24 protein-coding genes and 1 riboswitch are annotated in these 23,943 nt (G+C 40.0%); of the genes, 16 read left to right on the plus strand and 8 right to left on the minus strand.

Annotated features, from left to right (window positions below):
* Positions 1 to 226 precede the first annotated feature (226 nt).
* On the minus strand, positions 227 to 1,684 hold the full coding sequence (locus tag D5F11_RS13955) for a sigma-54 interaction domain-containing protein (protein ID WP_120118798.1): 1,458 nt from the start codon (positions 1,682 to 1,684) through the stop codon (positions 227 to 229).
* Positions 1,685 to 2,507: 823 nt separating this feature from the next.
* Between D5F11_RS13955 and D5F11_RS13960 the strand changes: the two genes are divergently transcribed.
* The 11 genes from D5F11_RS13960 to D5F11_RS14005 all read left to right on the plus strand — a co-directional run bounded on the left by D5F11_RS13960 (position 2,508) and on the right by D5F11_RS14005 (position 12,091).
* Positions 2,508 to 3,809: an ArgE/DapE family deacylase gene (locus D5F11_RS13960; RefSeq protein WP_120118799.1), complete on the plus strand. Its 1,302-nt coding sequence runs from the start codon at positions 2,508 to 2,510 to the stop codon at positions 3,807 to 3,809.
* Positions 3,806 to 4,087, plus strand: a complete 282-nt coding sequence (locus D5F11_RS25710) for a hypothetical protein (protein ID WP_120118800.1) — start codon at positions 3,806 to 3,808, stop codon at positions 4,085 to 4,087. Before D5F11_RS13960 ends, D5F11_RS25710 begins: the two co-directional genes overlap by 4 nt.
* A 61-nt stretch (positions 4,088 to 4,148) precedes the next feature.
* Complete coding sequence (locus tag D5F11_RS13965) at positions 4,149 to 5,465, plus strand: MFS transporter (RefSeq protein ID WP_120118801.1); 1,317 nt, start codon at positions 4,149 to 4,151, stop codon at positions 5,463 to 5,465.
* 611 nt (positions 5,466 to 6,076) lie between these two features.
* Positions 6,077 to 6,889 carry a squalene/phytoene synthase family protein gene (locus D5F11_RS13970; protein ID WP_120118802.1) on the plus strand — a complete coding sequence of 271 codons (813 nt, stop codon included), beginning with the start codon at positions 6,077 to 6,079 and terminating at the stop codon, positions 6,887 to 6,889.
* Positions 6,890 to 7,011: 122 nt separating this feature from the next.
* Complete coding sequence (locus D5F11_RS13975; RefSeq protein ID WP_126646595.1) at positions 7,012 to 7,224, plus strand: hypothetical protein; 213 nt, start codon at positions 7,012 to 7,014, stop codon at positions 7,222 to 7,224.
* Positions 7,193 to 8,221, plus strand: a complete 1,029-nt coding sequence (gene fni, locus D5F11_RS13980; protein ID WP_120118804.1) for a type 2 isopentenyl-diphosphate Delta-isomerase — start codon at positions 7,193 to 7,195, stop codon at positions 8,219 to 8,221. The genes D5F11_RS13975 and fni overlap by 32 nt, the downstream gene beginning before the upstream one ends.
* 642 nt (positions 8,222 to 8,863) lie before the next feature.
* A complete protein-coding gene (locus tag D5F11_RS13985; RefSeq protein ID WP_120118805.1) occupies positions 8,864 to 9,226 on the plus strand; it encodes a hypothetical protein in 363 nt (120 codons plus the stop codon).
* Positions 9,227 to 9,728: 502 nt separating this feature from the next.
* Positions 9,729 to 10,142 carry a BlaI/MecI/CopY family transcriptional regulator gene (locus tag D5F11_RS13990; RefSeq protein WP_120118807.1) on the plus strand — a complete coding sequence of 138 codons (414 nt, stop codon included), beginning with the start codon at positions 9,729 to 9,731 and terminating at the stop codon, positions 10,140 to 10,142.
* A gap of 3 nt (positions 10,143 to 10,145) precedes the next feature.
* Entirely contained in the window at positions 10,146 to 10,994 is an 849-nt protein-coding gene (locus D5F11_RS13995) for a M56 family metallopeptidase (protein ID WP_120118808.1), read from the plus strand.
* Positions 10,995 to 11,046: 52 nt separating this feature from the next.
* Positions 11,047 to 11,697 (plus strand): DsbA family protein, encoded by a 651-nt coding sequence (locus tag D5F11_RS14000; protein ID WP_120118809.1) that lies wholly within the window; start codon positions 11,047 to 11,049, stop codon positions 11,695 to 11,697.
* Positions 11,651 to 12,091 carry a disulfide oxidoreductase gene (locus D5F11_RS14005; protein WP_120118840.1) on the plus strand — a complete coding sequence of 147 codons (441 nt, stop codon included), beginning with the start codon at positions 11,651 to 11,653 and terminating at the stop codon, positions 12,089 to 12,091. The genes D5F11_RS14000 and D5F11_RS14005 overlap by 47 nt, the downstream gene beginning before the upstream one ends.
* 191 nt (positions 12,092 to 12,282) lie before the next feature.
* On the opposite strand, the gene D5F11_RS14010 is transcribed toward D5F11_RS14005, so the two are convergent.
* Positions 12,283 to 13,188, minus strand: a complete 906-nt coding sequence (locus D5F11_RS14010; protein WP_120118810.1) for an aminoglycoside phosphotransferase family protein — start codon at positions 13,186 to 13,188, stop codon at positions 12,283 to 12,285.
* A gap of 266 nt (positions 13,189 to 13,454) precedes the next feature.
* On the minus strand, positions 13,455 to 14,030 hold the full coding sequence (gene thiT, locus D5F11_RS14015; protein WP_120118811.1) for an energy-coupled thiamine transporter ThiT: 576 nt from the start codon (positions 14,028 to 14,030) through the stop codon (positions 13,455 to 13,457).
* A 65-nt stretch (positions 14,031 to 14,095) separates the two neighbouring features.
* Positions 14,096 to 14,193: riboswitch (TPP riboswitch) on the minus strand.
* Between the two features lie 220 nt (positions 14,194 to 14,413).
* Between thiT and D5F11_RS14020 the strand changes: the two genes are divergently transcribed.
* A complete protein-coding gene (locus D5F11_RS14020) occupies positions 14,414 to 16,012 on the plus strand; it encodes an amidohydrolase (RefSeq protein ID WP_120118812.1) in 1,599 nt (532 codons plus the stop codon).
* Positions 16,013 to 16,089: 77 nt separating this feature from the next.
* Here the strand turns inward: D5F11_RS14020 and D5F11_RS14025 are convergent, their stop codons facing one another.
* Together D5F11_RS14025 and D5F11_RS14030 are read right to left on the minus strand one after the other, a co-directional pair.
* The gene (locus D5F11_RS14025; protein WP_120118813.1) at positions 16,090 to 17,187 is read right to left on the minus strand and encodes a DUF4179 domain-containing protein; all 1,098 of its coding nucleotides are present in this window, start codon (positions 17,185 to 17,187) and stop codon (positions 16,090 to 16,092) included.
* Positions 17,184 to 17,750 (minus strand): sigma-70 family RNA polymerase sigma factor, encoded by a 567-nt coding sequence (locus D5F11_RS14030; RefSeq protein ID WP_120118814.1) that lies wholly within the window; start codon positions 17,748 to 17,750, stop codon positions 17,184 to 17,186. Before D5F11_RS14030 ends, D5F11_RS14025 begins: the two co-directional genes overlap by 4 nt.
* Positions 17,751 to 17,942: 192 nt before the next feature.
* Between D5F11_RS14030 and D5F11_RS26515 the strand changes: the two genes are divergently transcribed.
* Positions 17,943 to 18,116, plus strand: a complete 174-nt coding sequence (locus tag D5F11_RS26515) for a hypothetical protein (RefSeq protein WP_185830698.1) — start codon at positions 17,943 to 17,945, stop codon at positions 18,114 to 18,116.
* Between the two features lie 78 nt (positions 18,117 to 18,194).
* On the opposite strand, the gene trpB is transcribed toward D5F11_RS26515, so the two are convergent.
* Complete coding sequence (trpB, locus tag D5F11_RS14035; protein WP_120118815.1) at positions 18,195 to 19,358, minus strand: tryptophan synthase subunit beta; 1,164 nt, start codon at positions 19,356 to 19,358, stop codon at positions 18,195 to 18,197.
* A gap of 332 nt (positions 19,359 to 19,690) precedes the next feature.
* On the opposite strand from trpB, the gene D5F11_RS14040 reads away from it, so the two are divergent.
* Together D5F11_RS14040 and D5F11_RS14045 are read left to right on the plus strand one after the other, a co-directional pair.
* Positions 19,691 to 19,879 carry a hypothetical protein gene (locus D5F11_RS14040; protein WP_126646596.1) on the plus strand — a complete coding sequence of 63 codons (189 nt, stop codon included), beginning with the start codon at positions 19,691 to 19,693 and terminating at the stop codon, positions 19,877 to 19,879.
* On the plus strand, positions 19,843 to 20,274 hold the full coding sequence (locus D5F11_RS14045) for a hypothetical protein (RefSeq protein WP_120118816.1): 432 nt from the start codon (positions 19,843 to 19,845) through the stop codon (positions 20,272 to 20,274). Before D5F11_RS14040 ends, D5F11_RS14045 begins: the two co-directional genes overlap by 37 nt.
* An 82-nt stretch (positions 20,275 to 20,356) precedes the next feature.
* Here the strand turns inward: D5F11_RS14045 and D5F11_RS14050 are convergent, their stop codons facing one another.
* A complete protein-coding gene (locus D5F11_RS14050; protein WP_120118817.1) occupies positions 20,357 to 21,190 on the minus strand; it encodes a carbon-nitrogen hydrolase family protein in 834 nt (277 codons plus the stop codon).
* Positions 21,191 to 21,203: 13 nt separating this feature from the next.
* A complete protein-coding gene (locus D5F11_RS14055; protein ID WP_120118818.1) occupies positions 21,204 to 22,493 on the minus strand; it encodes a sigma-54 interaction domain-containing protein in 1,290 nt (429 codons plus the stop codon).
* Between the two features lie 668 nt (positions 22,494 to 23,161).
* On the opposite strand from D5F11_RS14055, the gene D5F11_RS14060 reads away from it, so the two are divergent.
* Entirely contained in the window at positions 23,162 to 23,941 is a 780-nt protein-coding gene (locus D5F11_RS14060; RefSeq protein WP_185830699.1) for a carbon-nitrogen hydrolase family protein, read from the plus strand.
* Positions 23,942 to 23,943: the final 2 nt, after the last annotated feature.

The following is a 23,943-nucleotide window of genomic DNA, read 5'->3' on the forward strand; positions in this document are numbered from 1 at the left end:
TTAAAATACCTTGAGTAAAGTGTACTTACACACTTTATTTGACAAACCCATCAAATATGTAAGCCCGCTTTTAGCATCTATTCTTCGGTTCGTCATGACTCCCCATGTCACTTTGTTTATTGTACAGTTTTTCTCCGAATTAACCTTGGTATCTAATGAAAAGTATAACTGGCAACTTAATGACGGGAACACCTCATGTAAAGGGGTATTCCCCTATATTCTATCCTTATTCCTCGTAATGCTGTTTTACAAAGGTTTTACTCTCTTCGACCACAAGCTTGATATTATACTTTCTTACTCTTCTCATGAGTAATGACTGCGTAACGCCCAAAAAGTTAGCGGCTTTTCTTGTCGAGTTTTCTGTTTCAAGGGCATCGATAATCATCTTTTTCTCTATTTCTTCTAGTATCTCCGTCATTGTCGCGTTATTTGATATATAAGGTGATTTTGAAATCATGTGTTGCTCCATCATTTTCTGGGGCAGGTCTTTTTCTTCAATAAACTCATCCTCTGATAAAATCACCAGGCGTTCTATTAAATTTTCCAGCTCACGTACATTTCCCGGCCAGGAATAATGAATGAAATTTTTTAAAACGCCATTTGAAAAGCGTTTGTTTTTATTGTATTTCTCATTAAACATATTTAAAAAATAAATGGCCAAATCCTCAATATCATCGCGGCTTTCCCGTAAAGACGGGATATTCACTGTTAGTATATTCATTCGATAAAACAAATCCGACCGGAACTTGCTTTCTGCAACCATTTGTTCCAAATCCCTGTTAGTCGCTGCAATAATTCGTACATCCGCGTGTCTCGGCTCTCTTGCGCCAATCGGCATATATGTTTTCGATTGGATAAAATGTAAAATTTTTGTTTGCAAGTGCAACGGCATTTCTCCTATTTCATCCAAAAACAAAGTTCCAGATTCAGCGGCTTTAATCAATCCCGTTTTTCCTTTTGAAGTTGCCCCGGTGAATGATCCTTTTTCATACCCGAATAATTCAGACTCCAACAAGGAGTCGGGTAAGGAAGCACAATTAATCTGTACGAAAGGTCCGTTTCTTCTTTTACTTAACAAATGAATCTTTTCGGCTGTCAGGCTTTTGCCTGTACCTGTCTCACCCACGATTAAGGCTGTTGTATCTACAGCGGCGATTTTTTCTACAATTTTTTTAGCAATAATTCGGCTATTGCTTTTCCCGCCCAAATTGACATTTTCCACACCAATTCTATTTTGTTGCATGTTTGTCAACTTTCTTATTTGGGCACTATACTTTTCCAATAACTCTTCAATTTCCTGAAGTTTTGATGTGTTTTTTACTGCGTCTGTAATATCGCGCAAATGTGCGACGGCAGCAATTACTTTTCCTTCTTTATTTATAACTAAATGCCCTGTTGCAATATATTTCCTCCCTTTGCCCACTGTTTGTACAGTGCTAACATTTTTACCTTCTTCAAGCGCCATGCGCAATACGGATGGCTTGAATAGGCCTTCTTTTTCCAAATCTCTTACATTTTTACCAGTAATTTTATTTTTAGGGATACCGAACATCGCTTCACTCGCGGAATTCAACCAAAGCGTTGTTCCTTCATGATCCGAAATAAAGATTGCATCATTAATAGATTCCAAGATATCAACAAATAATGCCGGGTTTTGATGGCTTAGTTCAAACAACTTCTCCAAATCTCTCTCCTCCATTCCTATAATCGAGTCTATTTCGATTCGATATTATTCAAAAGACATATATTCGACAAAAATAGCGAATTGATAACGAATCGGGTGAGTTGTTTTTTTTGGAATTGTACCTTTTTATTGCAAGATTTTCAATTAATATTTGGGAAATAGACGTTAAACACACATATATTAGCTGTTATGTATAAGTTTTAATTTGGCACACATCTTGCAATACTAAATTGTCGGGAGGTGCGTATGGAAAATCGAAAGACTGGCAGATCGCTCCATCAGGCCAGACATAAAAGAAAGAAGATTCATACATAGTCAATAAAGAGCGGCTAGATATTAGTTCTGATGATGGAATACTTCTAAATGGAGGTCTAGGTAAGGTTGGCACTAGGTGAGGAAGATCGGATGAGGGACGGTCATCTTGACGTCCGTAGTGGTGATGTAGGAAAAGGTATGGACTACGTCCCGATGCGCCCTCCTATTGTAATCGGTTCCTCTCTTGATACCAACGCAGTGGTGAGAAATGCGACGGTGTTCTAGGGGATGGGTGTACTGGAAATGAAGATGGAGAGACCATTGAGATTGTAAGCTGCACAAATGAAGCAGAAGCAAGATTTCTACCTTCCATGCTTGGCTCTGGATTCGTAGCCAATTCTGTCCCAACAAAAGAAATATATAAGGGTTATTTACGTTTTTTAGATGAATTGGGGAAGGTTAGATATAAGGAATCTGCCGGCAATATGAGATGAACTGTTATCTCGAACGGTATTACGATTTGCCAATCTTAAAGGCAGGTTAAAAAGGTATGGGGAAGTGAAGCGTTATGAAAACAGAAAACGATTTAACTTTGGAAAGTGTATTCAAACAGATAGATGCATCGTGGGAGGAAGAAGTCGACTTTTTACAAAAGATTTGCCAATTCCCATCAACTCTTGGGAACGAAGCACCAGTCCAACACTTTATTGCTGACTTTTTGGAAAAAGAAATGGGATTGGCTGTATCAAAAGTAATTCCTGATCCCGAGAAGCTATCCTCGCATCCTGGTTATTCAGAAAGCGATTGGTCGTATGACGAAAGGCCAGTTGTCATCGGTGAATATCGTTCTGAGGGCAAGAAAAAAGGCAAAAGTGTGATCTTTCAGGGACATATAGACGTTGTAAGCCCGGAACCTGTTTCATTTTGGAAGCATGATCCATGGGGGGCTGAAATTGTCGGCAATAAAATGTATGGCCGTGGAGCAGCCGATATGAAATCGGGTGTAGCTGCTATGATCTTTGCACTGAAAGCGGTGCGCGATGCGGGAATCAAACTGTCTTCAGATGTCATGATTAAAACAGTAACAGAGGAAGAATGCACGGGGAATGGAGCACTTGCAGCGATAGAAGAAGGGTTTAAAGCAGATGTTGCCTTAATTCCCGAACCGCTTGGACAAAAAGGGCTCATCGCTCAGGTCGGTGTAATATGGGTCAGAGTTAAAGTCAAAGGTTTGGGCGCGCATACTGAAAGGGCTGACAAAGCTGTAAACTCAATTATTGAAAGTTATAAAATGATCAATGCCCTTTTGGACTTTGAAAAAGCATTGAACAGCCAAGAAAAACATAAGGACTTCACTGATCACCCTCATCCGTATAACATCAATATCGGGAAAATTCATTCAGGGGATTGGCCGTCAACTGTTCCGTCCGAATGTATTGTTGAAGCCAGAGTTGGATTTCCGCCGGGAGTTAAGCCTCAAGATCTTAAGGATGATCTCAAGGCATACTTATTAGCCGCTGCACAAAAGGATGAATGGCTAAGTGAAAATCCGCCGGAAATTTCATTTTACGGCTTTCATGCGGAAGGGTTTTCAATTGATCCGAATCAAGAGTTATTTGATGTTTTAAACGATGCACATATGGTCACTGAAGAGAAGCCCCTGGAATTCTTTTCATTCACAGCAACGACAGATGCAAGGTTTTATAACCTGTACTATGGAATTCCTGCCACTTGTTATGGTCCGACAGGTGGAGCCCTTCATGCTCCAAATGAGTGGGTTGACCTTGAGAGTGTCAAAAGGGTGACCAAAACATACGCTGCATTTCTGCTTAAGTGGTGTGGCTATAGCGGCAAAGTGATTGAGGAGTGACACAGCGGAAAGATTGGGTGATCTTTCAAGTAGGTCTATCCCGTAGATGTAGTATGGGATTTGGAGAAAATCTAACTTTTAACTTCATTCAGCAGAAGTCTCCCACTTCTGTAAGTGGTGAGATGAATGCATATTGTTATTCCATTCATTGGGGGTTCAAACCCCGGCTGAATAAAGTCAAAGCCTCCGACGGATGCCACAGATTTTCAGAGGAAATTTATCGAGCGGAGCTCGATAAAATCTGGGCGCAAATACGCCAAGGCGCATTTGATAGTTAAAGCAGGGACCTATCAGTAATCGGTATGTAGGAGAATTTAATCAAAGAGATGGTGAGAAAAAATGTCAAATGAAATAAATCACGGCAATTTAACTGAAGAACAGCGCAGCAAGCAGGCGAGAAAAGCTGGGCTTGCCAGCGTCGTTGGAACGACCATTGAATGGTATGATTTCTTTATTTATGGAACGATGTCCGCTTTGGTCTTTCCAAAACTGTTTTTTCCGGGGTCAGATCCATACATTGGGTTATTACAATCATTCACAGCACTATTTATAGGATTCCTTGCCCGTCCGCTTGGAGCCGCCTTTTTTGGTAATTTTGGGGATCGCATTGGACGTAAAGCCACTTTAGTAACGACTCTTCTGTTAATGGGAATCAGCAGTACGCTTATAGGATTATTGCCCACATACGAAAATGCGGGTATTATTGTCACGATTCTGTTAGTATTCTTCCGTTTTTGCCAAGGCTTTGGCGCCGGGGGTGAATGGGGAGGATCAGTTGTACTCTCTGTTGAATGGAGTGCCAAGAAGAGCAGAGGTTTAATGGGAAGCATGACGCAAATAGCCTCTCCTATTGCCTTACTCTTATCTTCAGGCGTTATTTCTCTCACTATCTTTTTGACCGGAGATCATTTTTATACTTGGGGATGGAGGATTCCCTTTCTCATTAGTATCGTGCTTGTTATAATTGGCTTTATTATTCGACGTGGAGTTGCGGATTCTCCTCAATTTACAAAAATGAAGAAAGAAAATCGTCTAGCAAAAAAACCAGTTGTAGAGGTATTTAAAAAATATCCCAAAACAATATTTTTTGTCGTTTTAGCTAGTTTAGCGCAAGGAGTTCCATTCTATGTTTTTACTACTTTTTCGATAAGCTATGGGACAGAACAACTGCAAATGGATAAACAGTTTCTCACGAATACAATTTTGTTAGTAGCGATAGTCGAGATCATTGTGATCCTTTACGCAGCACATTTATCGGACAAGTTTAATAGACAAATCGTATTTTATGTCGGGAGCCTATTGACAATATTGGTTGCCTTCCCATTCTTCTGGCTTTTTGATACAAAAGTAACAGTATTGGTTGTTCTGGCAATGTGCTTTTCTATTGTCGGTGCCGGAACAGTGTATGGTCCTTTAGCCACATTAATTGCAGAGTGTTTCCCTGCCGAGCTTCGGTATAGCGGAACCTCGCTGGGGTATCAAATTTCAGCTGCTGTTCAAGGAGTATCTCCGTTGCTATGTGTGTATTTATTAAATACCTTTAATAGTACCGCGCCTATCAGCATTTATCTTATTGTTGCTTGTCTCATTTCTATTGTGGCTGTTGTCATGTTAAGAAAATCCACTAAAAATATGGACATGGATATGGCTGGCTAATGAAGCGTCCTTTGGTGATTGTTTGATCCAGAAGTTTAACTTCATTCAGCAGAAGTCTCCCACTTCTGTAAGTGGTTAGATAAATGCATATTGGTATTCCATTCAGTGGGGGTTTTAAACCCCGGCTGAATAAAGTTAAAGCCTCCGGCGGATGCCACAGATTTTCAGAGGAAATTTATCGAGCTTAAGCTCGATAAAATCTGGGCGCAAATACGCCAAGGCGCATTTGATAAGTCAATAACTTTTCCAAAACAAGGTCTTTCTGATACGATTTCAGAAAGACCTTTTTCAAAGATACGAACTATTATTTTGTAAAAATATTGATATGTCAACGTTTACAGGCTATCTCGTTGATGATGGGATAGTCTGTTTTTGGTGAGAAATGGTTAGTGAACTCCTCTGACAGAGAGGGTTTATTATATCCTTTTATCCTTGTATGAGTGAGGCATGGATATGAAATAATGCAGTTATACGTCAGATTAGTGAATGGTGAATGTAAGAAATCTTAACTTATCTAATGCTCCGTTGCTTTTGTATGTTTTCGTGTGTTTTTTTAAAAATTGAGTTACGATGATGTTAGTCAGATTTAAATAGGGAGGAACGGAAAAAGGATGAATGCGTTTCCTAAAGATGCAATGCGTATGCTAAAAGAGACGAGTCGTACATTTTACATTCCGATTACTTTTTTACAAAAGGAGTTAAAGTATTCGGTTGCAGCTGCTTATTTAGTATTTCGAGCAATTGATGAAATTGAGGATCATGAAGAATTGGACAGTGATGTAAAATACACGTTCTTAATGCAAGTAAGCGAATTATTTAAACAACCATTTGATAACGAAGAATATTTAAGAATACTAGGACAGACAAAAGTTCGAATGCCCGAAGTTACACTTCGTTTAGAAGAGTGGCTGCAAGCTTGTCCAAATGATGCCCTGCCGATAATCACGGACGCTGCTTGTGAAATGGCATATGGTATGGCAAAATGGGCAAAAGCAAATTGGAAAATCCGCACACGTGAAGATCTGGATGACTATACGTATTATGTTGCAGGACTGGTTGGAGTCATGCTTTCGGACCTTTGGGAGCACTATGGCGAAGAAAAAACAGATCGGGAACTTGCCATCGGTTATGGGCGGGGACTTCAGTTAGTAAACATTTTGCGTAACGAGAAGGAAGATTTGGTTGAACGTGGTGTAAGCTTTGTACCCGATGGGTGGACTCGTGCCGATCTATTCGTATATGCAGATGAAAACCTGGCAAAAGCAGATGAATATATGAAGTCTCTCAAAAAGAAAAGCATTCTATTATTCTGCCGTCTGCCGCTTGCTCTAGCTCACAAAACGTTAAAAGCGATGAAAGAGGGACGCGAAAAAATGACACGTGCAGAAGTAGAACAAACGGTGGAAGAAGTTCAAATCGATTAGTTCCATGTTTGCTGGTGTAGAAAGGCCGCTTTTCTATTTACAATTTGCCGGCTTCAACATGGAATGGTGGCGAAATCTTTAACTTCATTCAGCAGAAGTCTCCCACTTCTATAAGTGCTGAGATGAATGCATATTGGTATTCCATTCAGCGGGGGTTAAAACCCCGGCTGAATAAAGTTAAAGCCTCCGGCGGATGCCACAGATTTTCAGAGGAAATTTATCGAGCGGAGCTCGATAAAATCTGGGCGCAAATACGCCAAGGCGCATTTGATAGAATCTTGATGGTAAAGGCAGGTGTTGGCGTTGGCCAACTCAATCGAGCAAAGAAAATCTGAACATATTCAAATTACGTTGAACGAAAAGGTTACCGGGGAGTCGATTTCAACAGGATTGGAGTCGTTTACGTTCATCCACAATGCGCTCCCCGAAATCGATTTTGACGAAATCTCCATTGAAACTAAATTTCTCAGTTTTGATTGCAAAACGCCGTTTCTCATCAGTTCCATGACGGGCGGGACGGCCCTCGCCGAGACGATTAATCGGAACCTGGCAACAGCGGCTGAAGAAAGGGGCTGGGCGCTTGCGCTCGGATCCACCCGGGCGCTGCTCGACAGCGATGGACATTCCTCCTCTTTCCTGATGAGGAAGTACGCACCGAGTGTCCCGATCATTGCAAACTTAGGCGCTGTTCAATTAAATTACGGATACGGTGTCGAGGAATGCAGGAAAATTATCGGGATAACCGAGGCGGATATGCTCGTCCTTCATTTGAACAGCATCCAGGAAGTGATTCAGGAAAAGGGAGATACGAATTTTAAAGGGTTATTAAAGAAGATTGAACAACTGTGCAGCACGCTGGAGGTTCCGGTCGGGGTCAAGGAAGTTGGATGGGGAATTGATGGTCAGATAGCCAGAAAGTTAAGTGAGGCCGGCGTTGCGTTTATCGACGTCGCCGGAGCGGGAGGAACTTCCTGGAGTCAGGTGGAAAAGTTCCGCGCTAAAGATCCAATCCGGCGGGTTGCCGCAGAAAGCTTCAGCGAATGGGGGATTCCGACGGCGGAATCGATCAGATTAGTCCGCGGAGAGATTGGGAACTGTCCGCTGATTGCCAGCGGCGGGATGCAGACGGGGCTGGACGGGGCCAAGACCATTGCGTTGGGTGCTGACCTGGTTGGATTCGGGCGGTCCATTCTGAAAGAAGCGACCCAGAGCCCGGAAGATGTCCTTGAAGTAATGAAAATCCGGGAAATGGAACTTCGGATGGCGATGTTCGGAATCGGGGCGCCGACGATTTTGGAATTAAAGGGCACTCCGCGCCTGACGGAACGATGATAATGGTAAGAAGATCTCGTAAAGCAAAGTCACGCCTTATGTAAAGGGGCGTGACTTTTGGGTTGTTTAGGAACTATAAAATTCCATGCCTGTGGGTAACTTGTTAACTTCATTCAGCAGAAGTCTCCCACTTCTGTAAGTGGTGAGATGAATGCCTATTGGTATTCCATTCAGTGGGGGTTCAAACCCCCGCTGAATGAAGTAAAGCCTCCGGGATGCCACAGATTTTCAGAAGAAATTTATCGAGCTTAAGCTCGATAAAATCTGGGCGCAAATACGCCAAGGCGCATTTGATTCAGATTATTCTACGTCCAGCTCAAGCGCCTATCGACTAGCAGACTTCATGCCCTACGATAAGTCAACATCGGCTCCGACGTACAGGAAGTACTAGTGCAAGCAAAGCGACAGGACGTCGCGATTTGAGCCTGCCGACGGACAGGACGTCCTCTTGACCAAAAAAACTCATATATTTCAGAGTTCGAATCTTAATTATATTAAAAACAGCTAAAATGCCTTGGCATAGCTTTTCAACAAAATTAGGATACTTTAATAATTCCATAAGAAAAAAATTAAAGGTAAAATCAATTGATAGAAATCATTTCTATTTATAATTTTGTACAAATGAGGAGACGGGTGATGTGAATGTTTTGGAGAAAACGAAACAAAAAGGAACAGGAAGTTGAGCCAGTAACTGATCTTTCTTCGAGTATCTATACTGTATCTGAAGAAGACTTATCTCCAGGCTTTGAAGAGGTTTATGTTCCTTTTCTCACTATTTCGCTTGACGGAGAGGATGTACTGGTCTTTGCCCGGTTTATTGACGGGACAACGATGATCTCGCTTGAGGAGGCATGCGATGATGTAGTCCAATATGTCGAACGTAGGTATAAACAGGGCCGGTTAGCTTACCGCCGACTATCATACAACAGCATATCATCGGAAGAAAAGGAGGCGCTCGACCGCATCGAGCAGCAGCTGAGTCAATGGATTCCGAAGCAGGATTAAGTGATAGGAGAATTGGATGCAGAAGAAACAGAGGAACGGGCAGCACGATGTAGAGATGCAGATCAAGTATTTCAGTTCATATTCGAATCATTTGTTTGAGCTATCAGGGCTTTCTTTGCAGCGGTCCTGTATGCTCTTGTTCATGATCAAATTCCTAGCTAGCCCGGATATAGGTTCTTTTCCTCGCCGCACGAAACGTGCTCAGTTGCCGGAGCAACTGCGTTTGGAGGGTGGAGCGATACTCTTTCGTCTCTTAAAGGCAAAGATGTCAAGAGCAGTAATGTCTTGGGGAAATTAGCACTTTCGTCGCCACGGTATCGCGGCTACCTGTATATGATGATGGTACTGCTGAAAGGGTATATCGAATTGGTTTGGAATAAATGTGAAATAAACCACATAATCGAATGGTTTTTAATACATGATTAACATAAATTTGTAAATTGATTTATATTGACGGGCTTTCCGCATAACACTACAATGAGTAATGTGGGGAGGGGCAATCTTGAAAATCTGGAAGTTTAAAATAAACGAAAGTGGATTGAACCGTTTTTTTGGTCCTCTCGAGGCAAAAATTATGGACATCTTATGGTGTCATGATGAAATGACAATTAAAGATGTTCAGCAATCTCTGGAACGGGAAAAACCGATGAATTTCAACACAGTGATGACTGTTATGAATCGATTAGTTGAAAAGGGAGTTCTTCAAAAGAGGACAGAAGGAAGGTCGTATGTTTATAGGCCCGTTCAATCAAGAATGGAGTTTTTAAATGCTCAGTCAAAAGAAATGACAAATGAACTGATGGATGAATTTGGAAATGTTGTCGTAAGTCATATGCTGGATGCACTTGAAGAAGCTGACGATGATCTTGTCGCTAAACTTGAGAACAAAATTAAAGAATTGAAAAAAGGTATGTAACAAATGTCTAAACGTCAATCATCTCTCATGCTTGTCGTATCCTTTGCCATTTCAGGAACAATTTTGTTTCAAATGGGGTTATACGTAATCTCAATGTTAGCAGGATGGAATGTGAAGTTTAACCTTGTTGCCGTATGCCACAGTTGGCTAAAAGCGTTTGGACTGTCATTTCTTGAGTATGTACTTGATGGACTGGTCATTTATACGCTGCTATTTTTACTATGGAAAATCGGCTTGCAATTGATTCAAACGACCAGAATGAAAAAACGATTTCAGCAATACAAAGGGGAAAAACTCACAATCGAAATGAGTCAGGCATTTGGAATTGGAAAAGAAGAACTGTCTGTTCTTTCACATCCCACTCCCATGGCGTTTACGATGGGATTTGTGAGTCCTAAAATCATCGTTACAACAGGTTTAATCAATCTCTTAAATCATGATGAGTTGCGAGCAGTTATTTCTCATGAAATGTATCATAAAGAAAATCGTGATCCGTTAAAAGTCTTTTTGCTTTCACTCAGCTCATCGATTATGTGGTATATCCCCATTCAGAAGTGGTTTCATCATAAATACAGTGTCATTCAGGAAATATTGGCAGATGATTTTGCCATTAAACAACAAGAGACATCTGTGAACCTAGGCAATGCTCTGTTGAAAATGTTAAAAGTAGGCAAGCAGGAAAAGATGCCTTTTACTTATGTCTCATTCGCAAATACATCGTTAAATCATCGAATTGAATATATCCTGAATCCATTAAAGGAAGTGCAACTGCAGCTTCCGTTTAAAATAGCATTAATTTCGTTGCTCATTTTCAGTCTCATTTGCGGACTTTTTATTTACGCACTTGCGTAAATTTTTTTACCCAACACACTACGTATCGTAGTTTAAAATTAGGAGTGTGGACATGTCAAAGAAAATATTTTGGTTCATTGGTATATTGGCGATTTGTATTATAGGGATTATTGTATTAAAAGATGTTCAAAAAGAAGAGACGGCCGGCAACATTGATTATGAGGGTCAGCCGTTTATAGGGGAAGAGACAGCGCCTGTTGAAATTGTTGAATTTGGCGACTATAAATGTCCTCATTGTAAAGAGTTTAATGATAGTATTTTTCCAATGATTGATGAACAATTAGTTGAAACAGGGAAAGCAAAGTTCTACTTTATGAACTATTCATTTATTAGTGCTGATTCAACAACGTCTGCACAATTTGCTGAAACGGTTTTTCAAGAGCTAGGTAATGAAAAGTTTTGGGATTTTCATCATTTGTTGTTCGAGAAGCAAACGACTGAATCCGGAGAATTGAATACTTTTACTGATGAATTTTTAGAAGAAGTATTAACGGAAGTTGCAAGTCCGGAGGAAACAGAAAAAGTCATGCTTGCTTACAATAAAGGAAAAGGAGAAGCAGCCTTAAAGAAAGATCTGGGCATCGCAAATAACTTAGGCATTTCATCTACTCCTGTCATCTATATCAATGGAAAGCAATTTGATGGTAAAAGCATGGATGATTTATTCACAATGGTGGAAGAGGCGGTTGCAAGTGGTAAATAAAAATCTTTTACTCGCATGGATTACATCCATCATAGCGATGGGTGGCAGTTTGTTTTTTAGCGAGCAGATGGGTTTTATACCTTGTACACTTTGCTGGTATCAACGTATTTTAATGTACCCACTTGTTATTTTTCTAGGAATAGCTTTCTACCGGAATGATAAGAAAATTTATCTGTATGTGTTGCCAATGTCAGTAATTGGTATGATCGTTTCCAGCTATCATTACGCATTGCAAAAAATTCCTTCACTAAATGAATTCGCTACATGTACAAGCGGAGTTCCGTGCTCTGGTCAATATATCAATTGGTTCGGTTTTATCACGATTCCTTTCCTGGCGCTTACCGCTTTTACAATCATTACAATCACAATGCTCATGATGTTGAAGAAAAAATAATATAGATAACTTTTTATCATTTCGGCAACGTACTGATAGCAATCTTATAGTTAAAATTGATGAAAAAGAATCCATTTTGACACAAAAAACGTGGTCAACAATGGATTCTTTTTAGTAGATACAAAATTCTGGTATTTCCGTGGTCATTCTATCATTGAAGGATGTTATCTAATATTATTTAGGTGATTGTTTTACTGTTTTTGTTTGTACCAATTAGGCACAATACACCTAAATTGATGATGATCTCTGACTACATCGAGAGAATATTCTAGGAGAAGCTCATATTGTTTTTGACCCTTTTTCATGGCCCACACAAGAGCTGAAACAATATGAATGGCGCTGTATAATGCATATAACTCCCAAAAAGAATCATCCAATTTTTGATTTTCATGATAACCATCAATAATACCTCTTGTAAAATCAATGCTTACACGCTTTGAAAAGAAACCTAGCTTTTGTAAATCGTGAATTGGATCACCCCAGTCCATTCTTTGAAAATCAATAATGCCAGAAAAGTTTCTATTATTTATTAAAATATTTGACGGATGAAAATCATCATGTTGAAACTTATTTGGTCTATCTTTCATTAAATTTTCATGGTGTTTTATATAAGATTCAAGCAATTCCTTTAGCTTTTTATCAAGATTCATTGCTTTTAATTCCATCAAGTATTTATCACTTTTTTTCTTTTTTAATGAAAACCATGATGGATGATCTAAGGGTGCTGATAATTTATGTAATTTCTTCAGCTCTTTTCCTGCTAAAAAACCTGCTGAGTACTGTTCTTTCTTGGTTAAATCCCTTAAGGCAACTTCTGCATCGATTCCAGGAAGATACGTGAGGAGCATATAAGCCCTATCGTTCTTTTCTAAAAAACCAAAATCTAAACCTTTAGGTATAAGATTAGAATATTTCCCCAACTTGTTGATAGTTTCAAATTCTTCTTTTCTTTTATTTAATTCTTCATTAGGAAAAACTCTTAAAAGATAGTGGTCATTAATTACATACTTCTCATCATGGGAGAAGCCTTTGTTTAGCTTAATTATAGAATTAACATTGTCGAAGTACGAGATCTCGTCCTTTAAGTAATGACTCATTTAATCACTCCCTGTTACTTTCAAAATACATCAGATAATCATTTCTAGAAGAAGCCGGCTTACAAGTCCGACTTTAATTAAACTCTGCACCTCAAATGAAAACTCCAGCTAGTGCTAAGAGTTTTTTAATGCCTGGGCTCGTTAAAGCTTGTTGTTGATGGGAGTTCTTTCTTTTGTTTAAGATCAACTTGGAACTTTGAGCCCCCTTGAAAGACTTTTTACGATTAATGTCTCTAAGGGGGATGAAAAGCTCCTACATTATTTCCTTATTTAACTTGCAGCAAGCGAGGGGCTGTTGTGACAAGCAATGCGATCACAATAAAGCAAGCGAGTGAAGAGGCAAACCAGGAAGTACCGTTTGCAATGAATGAGTATAGAAAAGCGGATTGCCCCGGAGGTGCATACTGTCCCCAGAAAATAATTCCGGCTATGAAGTGCCAAATATATCTTGCAAAACCGCCAATAAATATAGCGGCAAATAATAACAAAGTCAGCATGATTTTTCTTTCAGATTGCAAAGCATTTTTCACGGCAGGCGCAAGCAATCCTGCCGCACCAATAAAGCTAAATGCAATAAAATACTCAATCAACCCTTGAAGAGGGGTCAATATTTGCCCAGCAGCATCCCCTGTCACAATTTGCAGTAATCCCCACAAAAAACCAGAAGCAAACCCGGCCTTTATTCCCCAGCGAAGTGAAACGATAAAAATAGGTACCATGGCAACTGAAAACTTGATTGCTGGAGTAACTTGAATCGATGGGATCATATCCAGCATCATTGCAAATGCCGCAAAAATCGCCACCTCTATCAATGCACGTAATGACATCTTTCTTCTTACCATAAAAAAACCCCCTATGATGTGATAACCGATCGTAACCATAGGGGAACAGAGCAATGAAAATACCATTGCCGTCTATATACCATCCCTGCGCTAGCATTATCTAACAGGTTCAAAGGGTCCGGAACGAATCCACTCTCAGCCAAAAGCTCCCCCTGGTACGCCGATTCAATTTCTAATCTATATTGTAGTGGATTTTGAAAGAATTGCAATCTTTGATTTGTAGGTTATACTGACGTTTTCAATGAACTGGGAAGACAGATCAATGGGGGCTTGGGGTCTTCAAAGCATGGGTCAAAGCTTTGGATTGCCCGCATTTGAAGCCATCTCTTTTTGTTATAATAGATGAACATAGAATCTTTGTGCATTCATGGAGGTGGGTAACTATGAGTTTTAACCGCATTTTTACGAACGGTAAAATTTTCACAGCAGATAGGGAAAACAGGGAAGCGAATGCCATGATTATTTGTAATGGAAAAATCTCCTGGATTGGAAAAGAGGAGGACATGCCTTCTGTAGTGGGAGAAAAAATTGATTTGCAAGGGCGTCGAGTGCTCCCGACATTTATCGATGCTCACCTACATCCTTTAATGCTTGCTGAAACATCGAAGCAGCTTGCATGCACGCCGCCGGGTGTGACCTCAATTGAAGAAATGGTTCAGGCGTTGAAGAAGCTAAGGGAGGAACATAGCCCTGATTCTTGGATAGAAGGATGGGGGTATGATGAGGGAAAATTGGAAGAGGGAAGGACTCCAAACAGGCATGATTTGGATCAGGCTGCCAAAAATGCTCCGATTGTCTTGACTCGAACATGTACTCACATACTTTCAGTGAACAGCAAGGCTTTGGAAATTGCGGGAATAACTAAGCATACGCCAGATCCTCCGGGTGGAAAAATTGATCGGGATGAGTACGGGGAACCGACCGGAGTGCTTCGTGAGAGTGCAGGAGATCTTGTGAAGAATAAGATGCCAGTGAAAAGTCTTGAAGAAAAAGCGGGAGCTTTGGCGGAATACAGCGACACATTTCTAGCGAAGGGAATAACGGGCATTACTGAGATGATGGCGGATCATAGGCCCATCGATTATTTTGAAATATACAAAGCTGCTGTAGAAAAAGGGATGAAGCAAAGAGTGGCTCTCTATTACAATTGGGATGAGTTTCAACAGCTTGATTTAAATGATCCAGCTCTTTTTGATAGAGAGCAGTCTGTTTATATTGCTGGTATTAAACTCTTTGCGGACGGGAGCATCTCTGGGCAGACGGCTTGGGTTCATCCGGCGTTTATCGGGGACGACGAAAACGCTGGCATTTCCACAACCAGCAGAGAGGAACTGCTCGAAGCAGGAGAAGCGGCGAAAAAATACGGTATTCAACTAGCAGTTCATGCGATGGGTGAACAGGCCATTGATCAAGTCGTCGATACTTTTTATAAGAGAGCGGACTGGTTGGAGGGAGCTCCTTCTGTCCGGATTGAACATGCCTCGCTACCGACAGTAAGGGCAATTCAGCGTGCAGCCGAATCGGGAATTGCCTTTGTTACTCAACCTATCTTTTTATTTGCTGAAATAGAAAGTTACCTCAATAATCTAGGGGAAGAGCGTTCCAGAAATACCTATCCGGTCAAAAACATTCTGGAAAAGGGGATTCAAGTGGCATTTTCATCAGATGCACCAGCGACAGCATGGGATGATCCAGTGAATCCATTTGTTGGGCTGGGAGCAGCCGTGAACAGGAAGGCATATGATGGGTCGGATATCGGACAGGAACAGGCCATTTCAATTGAGACAGCAGTTGAACTTTATACGAAAGCGGCACAGGAAGTTGCCCGAATTCCGTTCGTTGGCCGACTTGCTCTGGGGTTTCATGCCGACTTCATCGTCCTGGAAAGTGATATTTTGCAGGTGGACAAAGCTGATATTAGCAGCATGACCGTAGAAGAAACGTATATGGGTGGAGAAAAAGTCTATCAGAAAAAAGTTTGATAGAAAGCTCCTTTCGATCAGTAATACTAAAAAGGCTGTTACGGGAGCCACGCTTCTGTAACAGCCTTTTTATGGGGTTATTTCAATTGAACAATGATATCATCCAATACAAATTCTTCGTTACCTTTACCATACTTTGAAGGAATCCGGACCTCCGTCGTTTCTTCCGTTGTTACTTTTGCCCCGCCAAAATTCTCGGGAGTATATTCATACATTTCTACATGAGGTGTAATGATTAGTTTCGTTGCATTTGGATCGATTTTTTCGAACGTTTTGCTCCAGTTTATGTGATAGTTGTCACTGTCACTTGAGCCTCCGTTACCTTCTCCAGAATAATCATTGCCTAAATCATCTTTTATGGTAATATCCACGTCTACCGCGTGCCATTTCTTTTTTATTTCCTCAGAGACCATCTGTTCATAATAAACGGTAAGGGACATCGGTGTCACTGAAACTTTTCCTACGCTTACTTTTACTCCTTTTTGTTCAACACTTTGGTCAATAATATGTGTATCTTTTGCAGGAGCATCTAATGCAAGGGCAAAGTCCCACCTGCCTTTTATATTTTTATCAGTGGGGAGCAGGATGCTATCTATTTCCCACTTTACCTTGACATGGTCTTTTTCCTCTCCATCAAATGTACTCCCAGTAATTAGACCCACATATTGAGAGTCACCTACTTTTGAAATGTGATACATTCCTGTGCCGCCGGATGTTTCTAATATATCAAGGTTGCCCTCGAGGTAGGGATCATCGCCCAAGTCGCGGTCACTTTCCAGTGAAAAGGTTAATGAAACTGTTTTTCCATCATATACGGCATCATTGATGGTTACTTTAATACCGTTGCTTTCTTGCGACAGGTTCATCTCGGTGGAGTACTCCTTATAATTTTCATAAAGGCCTGTTCTGCCATTATCCAAAAACCTGAATATATCACCTATTATTGGAACGTTACTGGCATGGGTTGGAAACGTCAATCCAAAAGTCGCCACTGATAAACCAGTAACGATGGCGGCAGTCACGACATTTCTTTTCCACCTCTTCGCTTTTTTCTTTTTAATGGATCGCTTTACTGTCTTTTTGATTTGCGCCTTTTCCCATTCGCTGACTTCCATTTCCTTAAATTCATTTTCATCTAAATCGACTTCATTCAATAATTCATAAATATCCTTCATACGGTTCTACCTCCCAGGTTTAAATTGGCCGCTTTTGTATGAAGTTTCTTTTTCCCACGATAAATTCGGTTATCAACTGCTGCTCTTGTTATGCCGAGCTTTTTGGAAATTTCCTCTGTTTTGAAACCGAGAAAAAACTTCATGATGAAAATATCTCGGTCCACAGATTCTAGCTGGTTGATTAACTTAATCAATTCCTTTTTATTTTCTGCTGCAACGCATTCCTCTTCAGCTGACTTTTCAGCATTAAGATCCATATAATTGGAGACAAACTCTTCTTTTTTGCGTGCCTTCCTGTAATAATCAATGGATTTAAATTTAGCAATGGCACAAATCCATTTTTTGAAATCCGACGCATCTCCATGGAACTTCCTCGAATGATTCCATATAGAAAGAATAATATCATTGATGCATTCTTCTATGATGCCATCGTTGTTGAGTGGAGAGAGAATGTTAAAAGTGACCCCTTTTATCAATGGTAAGTATTTATCGACTATAAACTCTAATGCATCCTCTTTTTGATGTTGCAATCGTTGGATGAAATTCTTTTCATTTGACTTCATCTCATTTTCTCCTTACGTTTTTGTAAAAGCTTCTACACCTTATACAACGTATGTAAAATGATTTTCTCTCACTTTTCATTTTTCTTCCACTGAGTAAGAGGTAAACAAGCATATAAAAGAGGATCATTCCGCAGGTTATCGTGAATATTTAACTTCATTCAGCAGTAGTCTCCCACTTTAGTAAGTGGTGAGATGAATGCATATTGGTATTCCATTCAGTGGGGGTTCAAACCCCGGCTGAATAAAGTTAAAGCCTCCGGCGGATGCCACAGATTTTCAGAGGAAATTTATCGAGCGGAGCTCGATAAAATCTGGGCGCAAATACGCCAAGGCGCATTTGATATTATGCGATCTTTATCTGTATAAGCGACCAAAATAAAAAAGCTTGCAGAGAAAGTCACTTCTTTCTCTGCAAGCAGCAGGGATGTCCCTTGTCAAATCCTATTATTGATGATTCTCCATCTCAAATACTTGCTGTACGTCTTTGTCTCCGCGGCCAGACAAGTTGACGATGATGATGTCATCTTTGTTCAGAGTAGGTGCTAATTTTAATGTGTGTGCTATGGCGTGTGCGCTTTCGAGTGCTGGAATGATTCCTTCTTTTTTCGAAAGTACTTTGAAGGCGTCCAGGACTTCTTCATTTGTTACTGTGTGGTATTCCGCTCGCCCGGATTCCTTTAAATGACTGTGTTCAGGGCCAATGCCAGGGTAGTCCAAGCCGGCTGCAATCGAATAAGTTGGTTTCGGATTTCCCTCTTCGTCGATTAGCGCTAGACACTTGAATCCGTGAAGCTCAGCAGGAACACCTTCCGTTAAAGATGGTGCCTGGTCCGGTTCAACACCGATCAAACGTACACCAGGTTCATCGATATAATGGGCAAAAGCTCCAATCGCATTGCTTCCGCCACCGGTACAGGCGACGACCGCAGTCGGCAGTTTGCCTTCTTTTTCAACAATCTGTCTCTTGGACTCTTCACTAATCACCGATTGGAAATGTTTAACGATCGTTGGGTAAGGATGAGGCCCAACCGCTGAGCCAAGCAAATAAAAGGTATTTTTGTAGTTTTGCACGAGGTCACCTAATGCTTCGTCCACGGCATCCTTCAAACGCCCCTGTCCTTTGTCAACCGCTACAACCTTGGCACCCAGTAATTCCATGCGGAATACGTTCAGAGCTTGCCTTTTTGTATCTTCAGCCCCCATATAAATGACGCATTCCATATCGAACATTGAACAAGCGGTAGCTGTAGCAACGCCGTGCTGGCCCGCTCCAGTTTCAGCGATAATACGCTTTAAGCCCATTCGTTTGGCAAGTAAAATTTGTCCGATGGCATTATTGATTTTATGGGCGCCGGTATGGTTCAAATCTTCCCGTTTCAAATAAATTTTTGCACCGCCAAGCTCCTTCGTCAATCTTTCAGCAAAAGTCAACGGGTTTTCCCGGCCTATATATTCTTTTAAATAATAATTGTATTCCTGGATGAATTCCTCATCATCTTTATACTTTTCAAACTGCTCGTCTAAGTGATTCATTACTTCCTGCAAGTCTGGTGGTACAAAGCTGCCTCCGAACTGGCCGAAATAACCTTTTTCTTGAACTATGCTCATCTCTTCTCCACTCTCCCTTACTTTATGAATCTATGACAAGTTTAACAGGCAGTCATGTGCTTATTCAAGATAAACCTAATCAACAAATTGTGACGGAGTGATTTGGTGTTCTTAAAGCCGAAGTCCTTATCAAGTTTACAATCTGCAAAATCTAAGTCTTAGGCGCGACATTTTTTTTATGCTTCAATGATACAGTGTTTATAAGGGTACATTAGTGCAGGAAAAAAAATAGGGGTGAAAATCGTGAGAAAGCTTCCTATATATGGTGGGCTGCTTTTGATGGTAGTGTTAACTTCATTCAGCAGAAGTCTCCCACTTCTGTAAGTGGTGAGATGAATGCCTATTGGTATTCCATTCAGTGGGGGTTCAAACCCCGGCTGGATAAAGTTAAAGCCTCCGGCGGATGCCACAGATTTTCAGAGGAAATTCATCGAGCGGAGCTCGATAAAATCTGGGCGCAAATACGCCAAGGCGCATTTGATTATTGGCTGGATGTGACTCATCTGATTCATCCGAAGTAAATGACGGTACTAAGGAGCAAGACGAATTACAGGCTGGCATTCAAACGATCGGAAAAGCACAAAGAATTGAGGTGCGGTCTGATTCTGATGATAACGATTCCGTTTTACGGTCAATAACTGATAAAGCCGATATAGAAATATTTATCGAACAATTAAAAATGAATGAGTGGGAATACGCGTCTGCTCTTCCTGAAGAGGCTAAAAAAAAGTATGAGTATATTATTTTGCAGGAGGATACTATCAAATTGGGTGAAAAAGAGGATAAGGACGCTTCTTTACATGAAGCGGCACGAATCATATCATACGAAAATAGTCCCTATGTGACACTGAAGGTTGCGCTGATTAAAATCACTATGAAAATCCCGGATGAGGCCGCAGAATACATAAATCAATAAGGCCAAACCCCTCACCAATAAATTTGGCGGGGGGTTTGACCATTTATTATGGGGTTATTTCAATTGAGGTCCCATATTGATACTAAGATCCAATCTTAGATATCTTCCGATACTCAATGGGATTCATGCCTTCTTGCAGGTAAATGTCAGGTCTTCTATTATTAAGATAATTTAAAGCTCCTTTTGCTTTTTCTATTTCCTCGAAATTGATTTCTATAATGGGAACTTCTTCATTATTGCCGGATTTATAAATGGTTTTGCCCTTGGGATCAATGACTATGCTTTCCCCCAAAAAAACATTATTTCCCTCTAATCCGACTTTGTTAGAAGAAGCAACAAATACATGATTCTCCATGGCTCTTCCATGTAAATAAACATTATGAGATCGCTGGTAAGGATACATATTAGCACAAAGGACGAGAATTAATTGTGCCCCATTGATGGCTAATATTCTGGAGACCTCAGGATATTCGATATCCTGAGTGATCATGAGACCGATTTTTCCTTCAGGAGTGTCGAACACGGGACAGTTTTTACCAGGCATGAATATATTTTTTTCAAATTCAAAGAGGTGGATTTTTCTGTAGCTTCCTGCAACCTTCCCTTCCTTATTAATAAAAAGGGCAGTGTTAAATATTTTTCCATGAAGCTCTTCTGCAAAGCCAAAAATCACTCCACAATTGTTTTTGTGCGCTGCTGTTCTGATTTCCTCAATTGATGTGCTATTTATTGTTTCCGCATGTTCTCTAATTTCATTATTAGAAAGATACCCTGTAGTAAAAAGTTCAGGGAAAAGTATATAGTCTGCTTTATTTGTAGAAGCGAGTTCGATGGTCTCTTTAATGCGTTTAACATTCTCTTTTTTATTTAAGAAGCTAGATCTTAGTTGAGCCAAGGCCAGATTAATTTTTTTCATGATTTTTCACCTTTTAGTTTGAATTATATTCTTTTAGTTTTTTCGAAATGGTTGATTGGTCCACTTTTAACGCTTTAGCAGCTTGATAGGTGCTTCCATACATCTGATACGCTCTCAAAATTAATTGCTTTTCAAGTCTTTTCTTGGCCATTTTAAGGGGAATAAGCCCCTCGGTTAGTATATTGCCTTCTTCCTTCGATTGGACCCGGGGCTCGTTATTTTTCTCTTGTATAGGTGTATCAAGCAGTTCAGCAATTTGGTCAGTATTTGTTACTACTATTCTTTCTATGACGTTTTCCAATTCTCTTATATTTCCTGGCCAGTCATATTCTATGAGTTGACTCTCCAGCTTGCTATTTAACCTTACGTCTTGGGAATATTTTTCGTTATATTTGTTCAAGAAAAATGTAACGAGAGAAGGGATGTCATCTTTTCTTTCTCTTAAAGGAGGGATATTGATCGGGACTACGTTTAATCGATAGTAAAGGTCTTGCCGGAATTTATTCTCTTCGACCATTTGCTTCAAATTTTTATTGGTAGCCGCTATGATGCGAATATCTACGTTTATATTTTCTGTTCCACCTACTCTTCGGAATGTGCTTGATTGGAGTATTTCCAACATTTTGGATTGAATGGAAAATGGCAGCTCAGCAATTTCATCTAAGAATATAGTCCCTTTATTTGCAGCTTCAAATAAACCGCGTTTCCCCCCTTTTTGTCCGCCTGTAAATGTACCATGATTATAGCCGAACAACTCCGACTCAATTAAATTTTCCGGGAGCGATGCACAATTCACAGCAATAAAAGGATGGTCAACCCTGGGGCTTGAATTGTGTATTTGTTTAGCAAGCATGGTTTTGCCGACGCCCGACTCCCCCAATATAAGTACAGTCGAGTTTACCTGCGCTATTTTGTTAATAATAGAGAAAATTTGTTTCATCTTGTTTGACTCCATCATTATGTCAGACTTATCATCCAAAGAAGTTTTATTTTCTCCTAGCGCCGAGCATTTTGAGATATTTGTGAAGGAAATAATATATTCAAATTCCTTCTCGTTTACCTTTGTAATGGTGAATAATATTTTTTCTTGGTTCCTCGTATATAGAATTTGCTCACCTAGATTAAGGTTGGGCCCTTCATTAAATACTTTAGACCAGTCAAGCATAGTGAGTTTTCTGTCACTTGCAAAAATATTTGTTGTATTTCTATGGAAGACCGAAAAAAAGTTCCCGACCAAATGCTTTATTTCGTATTTTGATGTAACTAGCAACAGTAAATTTACGTTGTTTCTGGAACCCCACATACAACGAACCTCCTAATACTCACATCCACTGACTTCTATGCAAAAAGTGAGCCACATTGCATGAAATCCTAATGAATTCTGGTGCTTTTTTCTGGTTGACAAAATGGTTTTTGTTGCAATTTCCACATTAGAGATGAAATATAACCTATTTATTTAACTTCATTCAGCAGAAGTCTCTCACTTCTGTAAATGGTGAGATGAAAGCATATTGGTATTCCATTCAGTGAGGGTTCAAACCCCGGCTGGATAAAGTTAAAGCCTCCGGCGGATGCCACAGATTTTCAGAGGAAATTTATCGAGCGGAGCTCGATAAAATCTGGGCGCAAATACGCCAAGGCGCATTTGATTTGGGCAATTCAGATAATGATTGTTTATTTGGATACTAGGTACCAATTCAATGAGTTTTTAAAAGATAACATAAGAAATTTAAAAGTTTTAGTGAGAATTAATGGAAACCGATGAAAAAAATCATAGATTTACTATAAAAATAGGTTTTCAAAGGGGATGATTTTTTTCATCAGATGAAAAAAGTCAGCTATTTTACTATTTATTTCCTGAAATATTAATGGATTCTCTGATTTATTATAGGATTTTATTACTTTCCGGGAGTTTTGTGTGGCACGCTTCTTGCGATAAGTCCTAGGCAGAGAGTGGAAAGGAGGGAGGAATTGAGGTTATCTATTGCTCAAATAGAGACAAAGTTAAATGACAAGGCTTTCAACTTAGGGAAAATATCATACTTTCTTAAAAAGGCTAAAGAGGAACAATCGGACTTAGTTGTATTTCCTGAACTATGTGTGACCGGCTATTTAATCGGGCCTTGGTTAAGAGAAGCTGCTGAAAAGAAAGATGGACCAAGCATTAGGTTCATCCAAAAGCTATGTAATGAGCTTGAGATAAGTACTATTATATCTTTTCCGGAAATTTACAATGATCAATATTATGTTACCGCTGCCTATATAAACAATCAGGGGGAAGTTTTGGGTTTTTACCGAAAGACCCATTTATACGATCAAGAAGCAATCTATTTTTCACATGGTGAAAAGGTTCCAGTTTTCCAAACGGAATTTGGGAAAATTGGGATTATGGGATGCTTTGATATAGAATTTCCGGAAGTCGCCCGAATACTAAGGCTAAAAGGCGCTGATATCATTTTGATTCCTACTTCAAATATGGCTCCTTATAAGGAATACCAAAGAATTTATACTCAGTGTAGAGCCATGGAAAATGAAGTCCCCCTTGCTTTATGTAATCGGATAGGAACTGAAGGAGATTTAACCTTTATAGGCGGGAGTACTTTTATAGATGCTCGTGGCGAAACGCACATCCTCTTGACGGAAAAAGAAGAATTGATCACCCAGTCTGTCTTATTATTCAAATCTACTGATTCTAAGCTCTCAAAGGTTTTAAATAACAACGAAAATCTATACAGAGAATTAACTTTATAACG

The organism is Siminovitchia terrae (genome assembly GCF_003605405.2).
Classification (GTDB): Bacteria; Bacillota; Bacilli; order Bacillales; family Bacillaceae_C; genus Siminovitchia; species Siminovitchia terrae.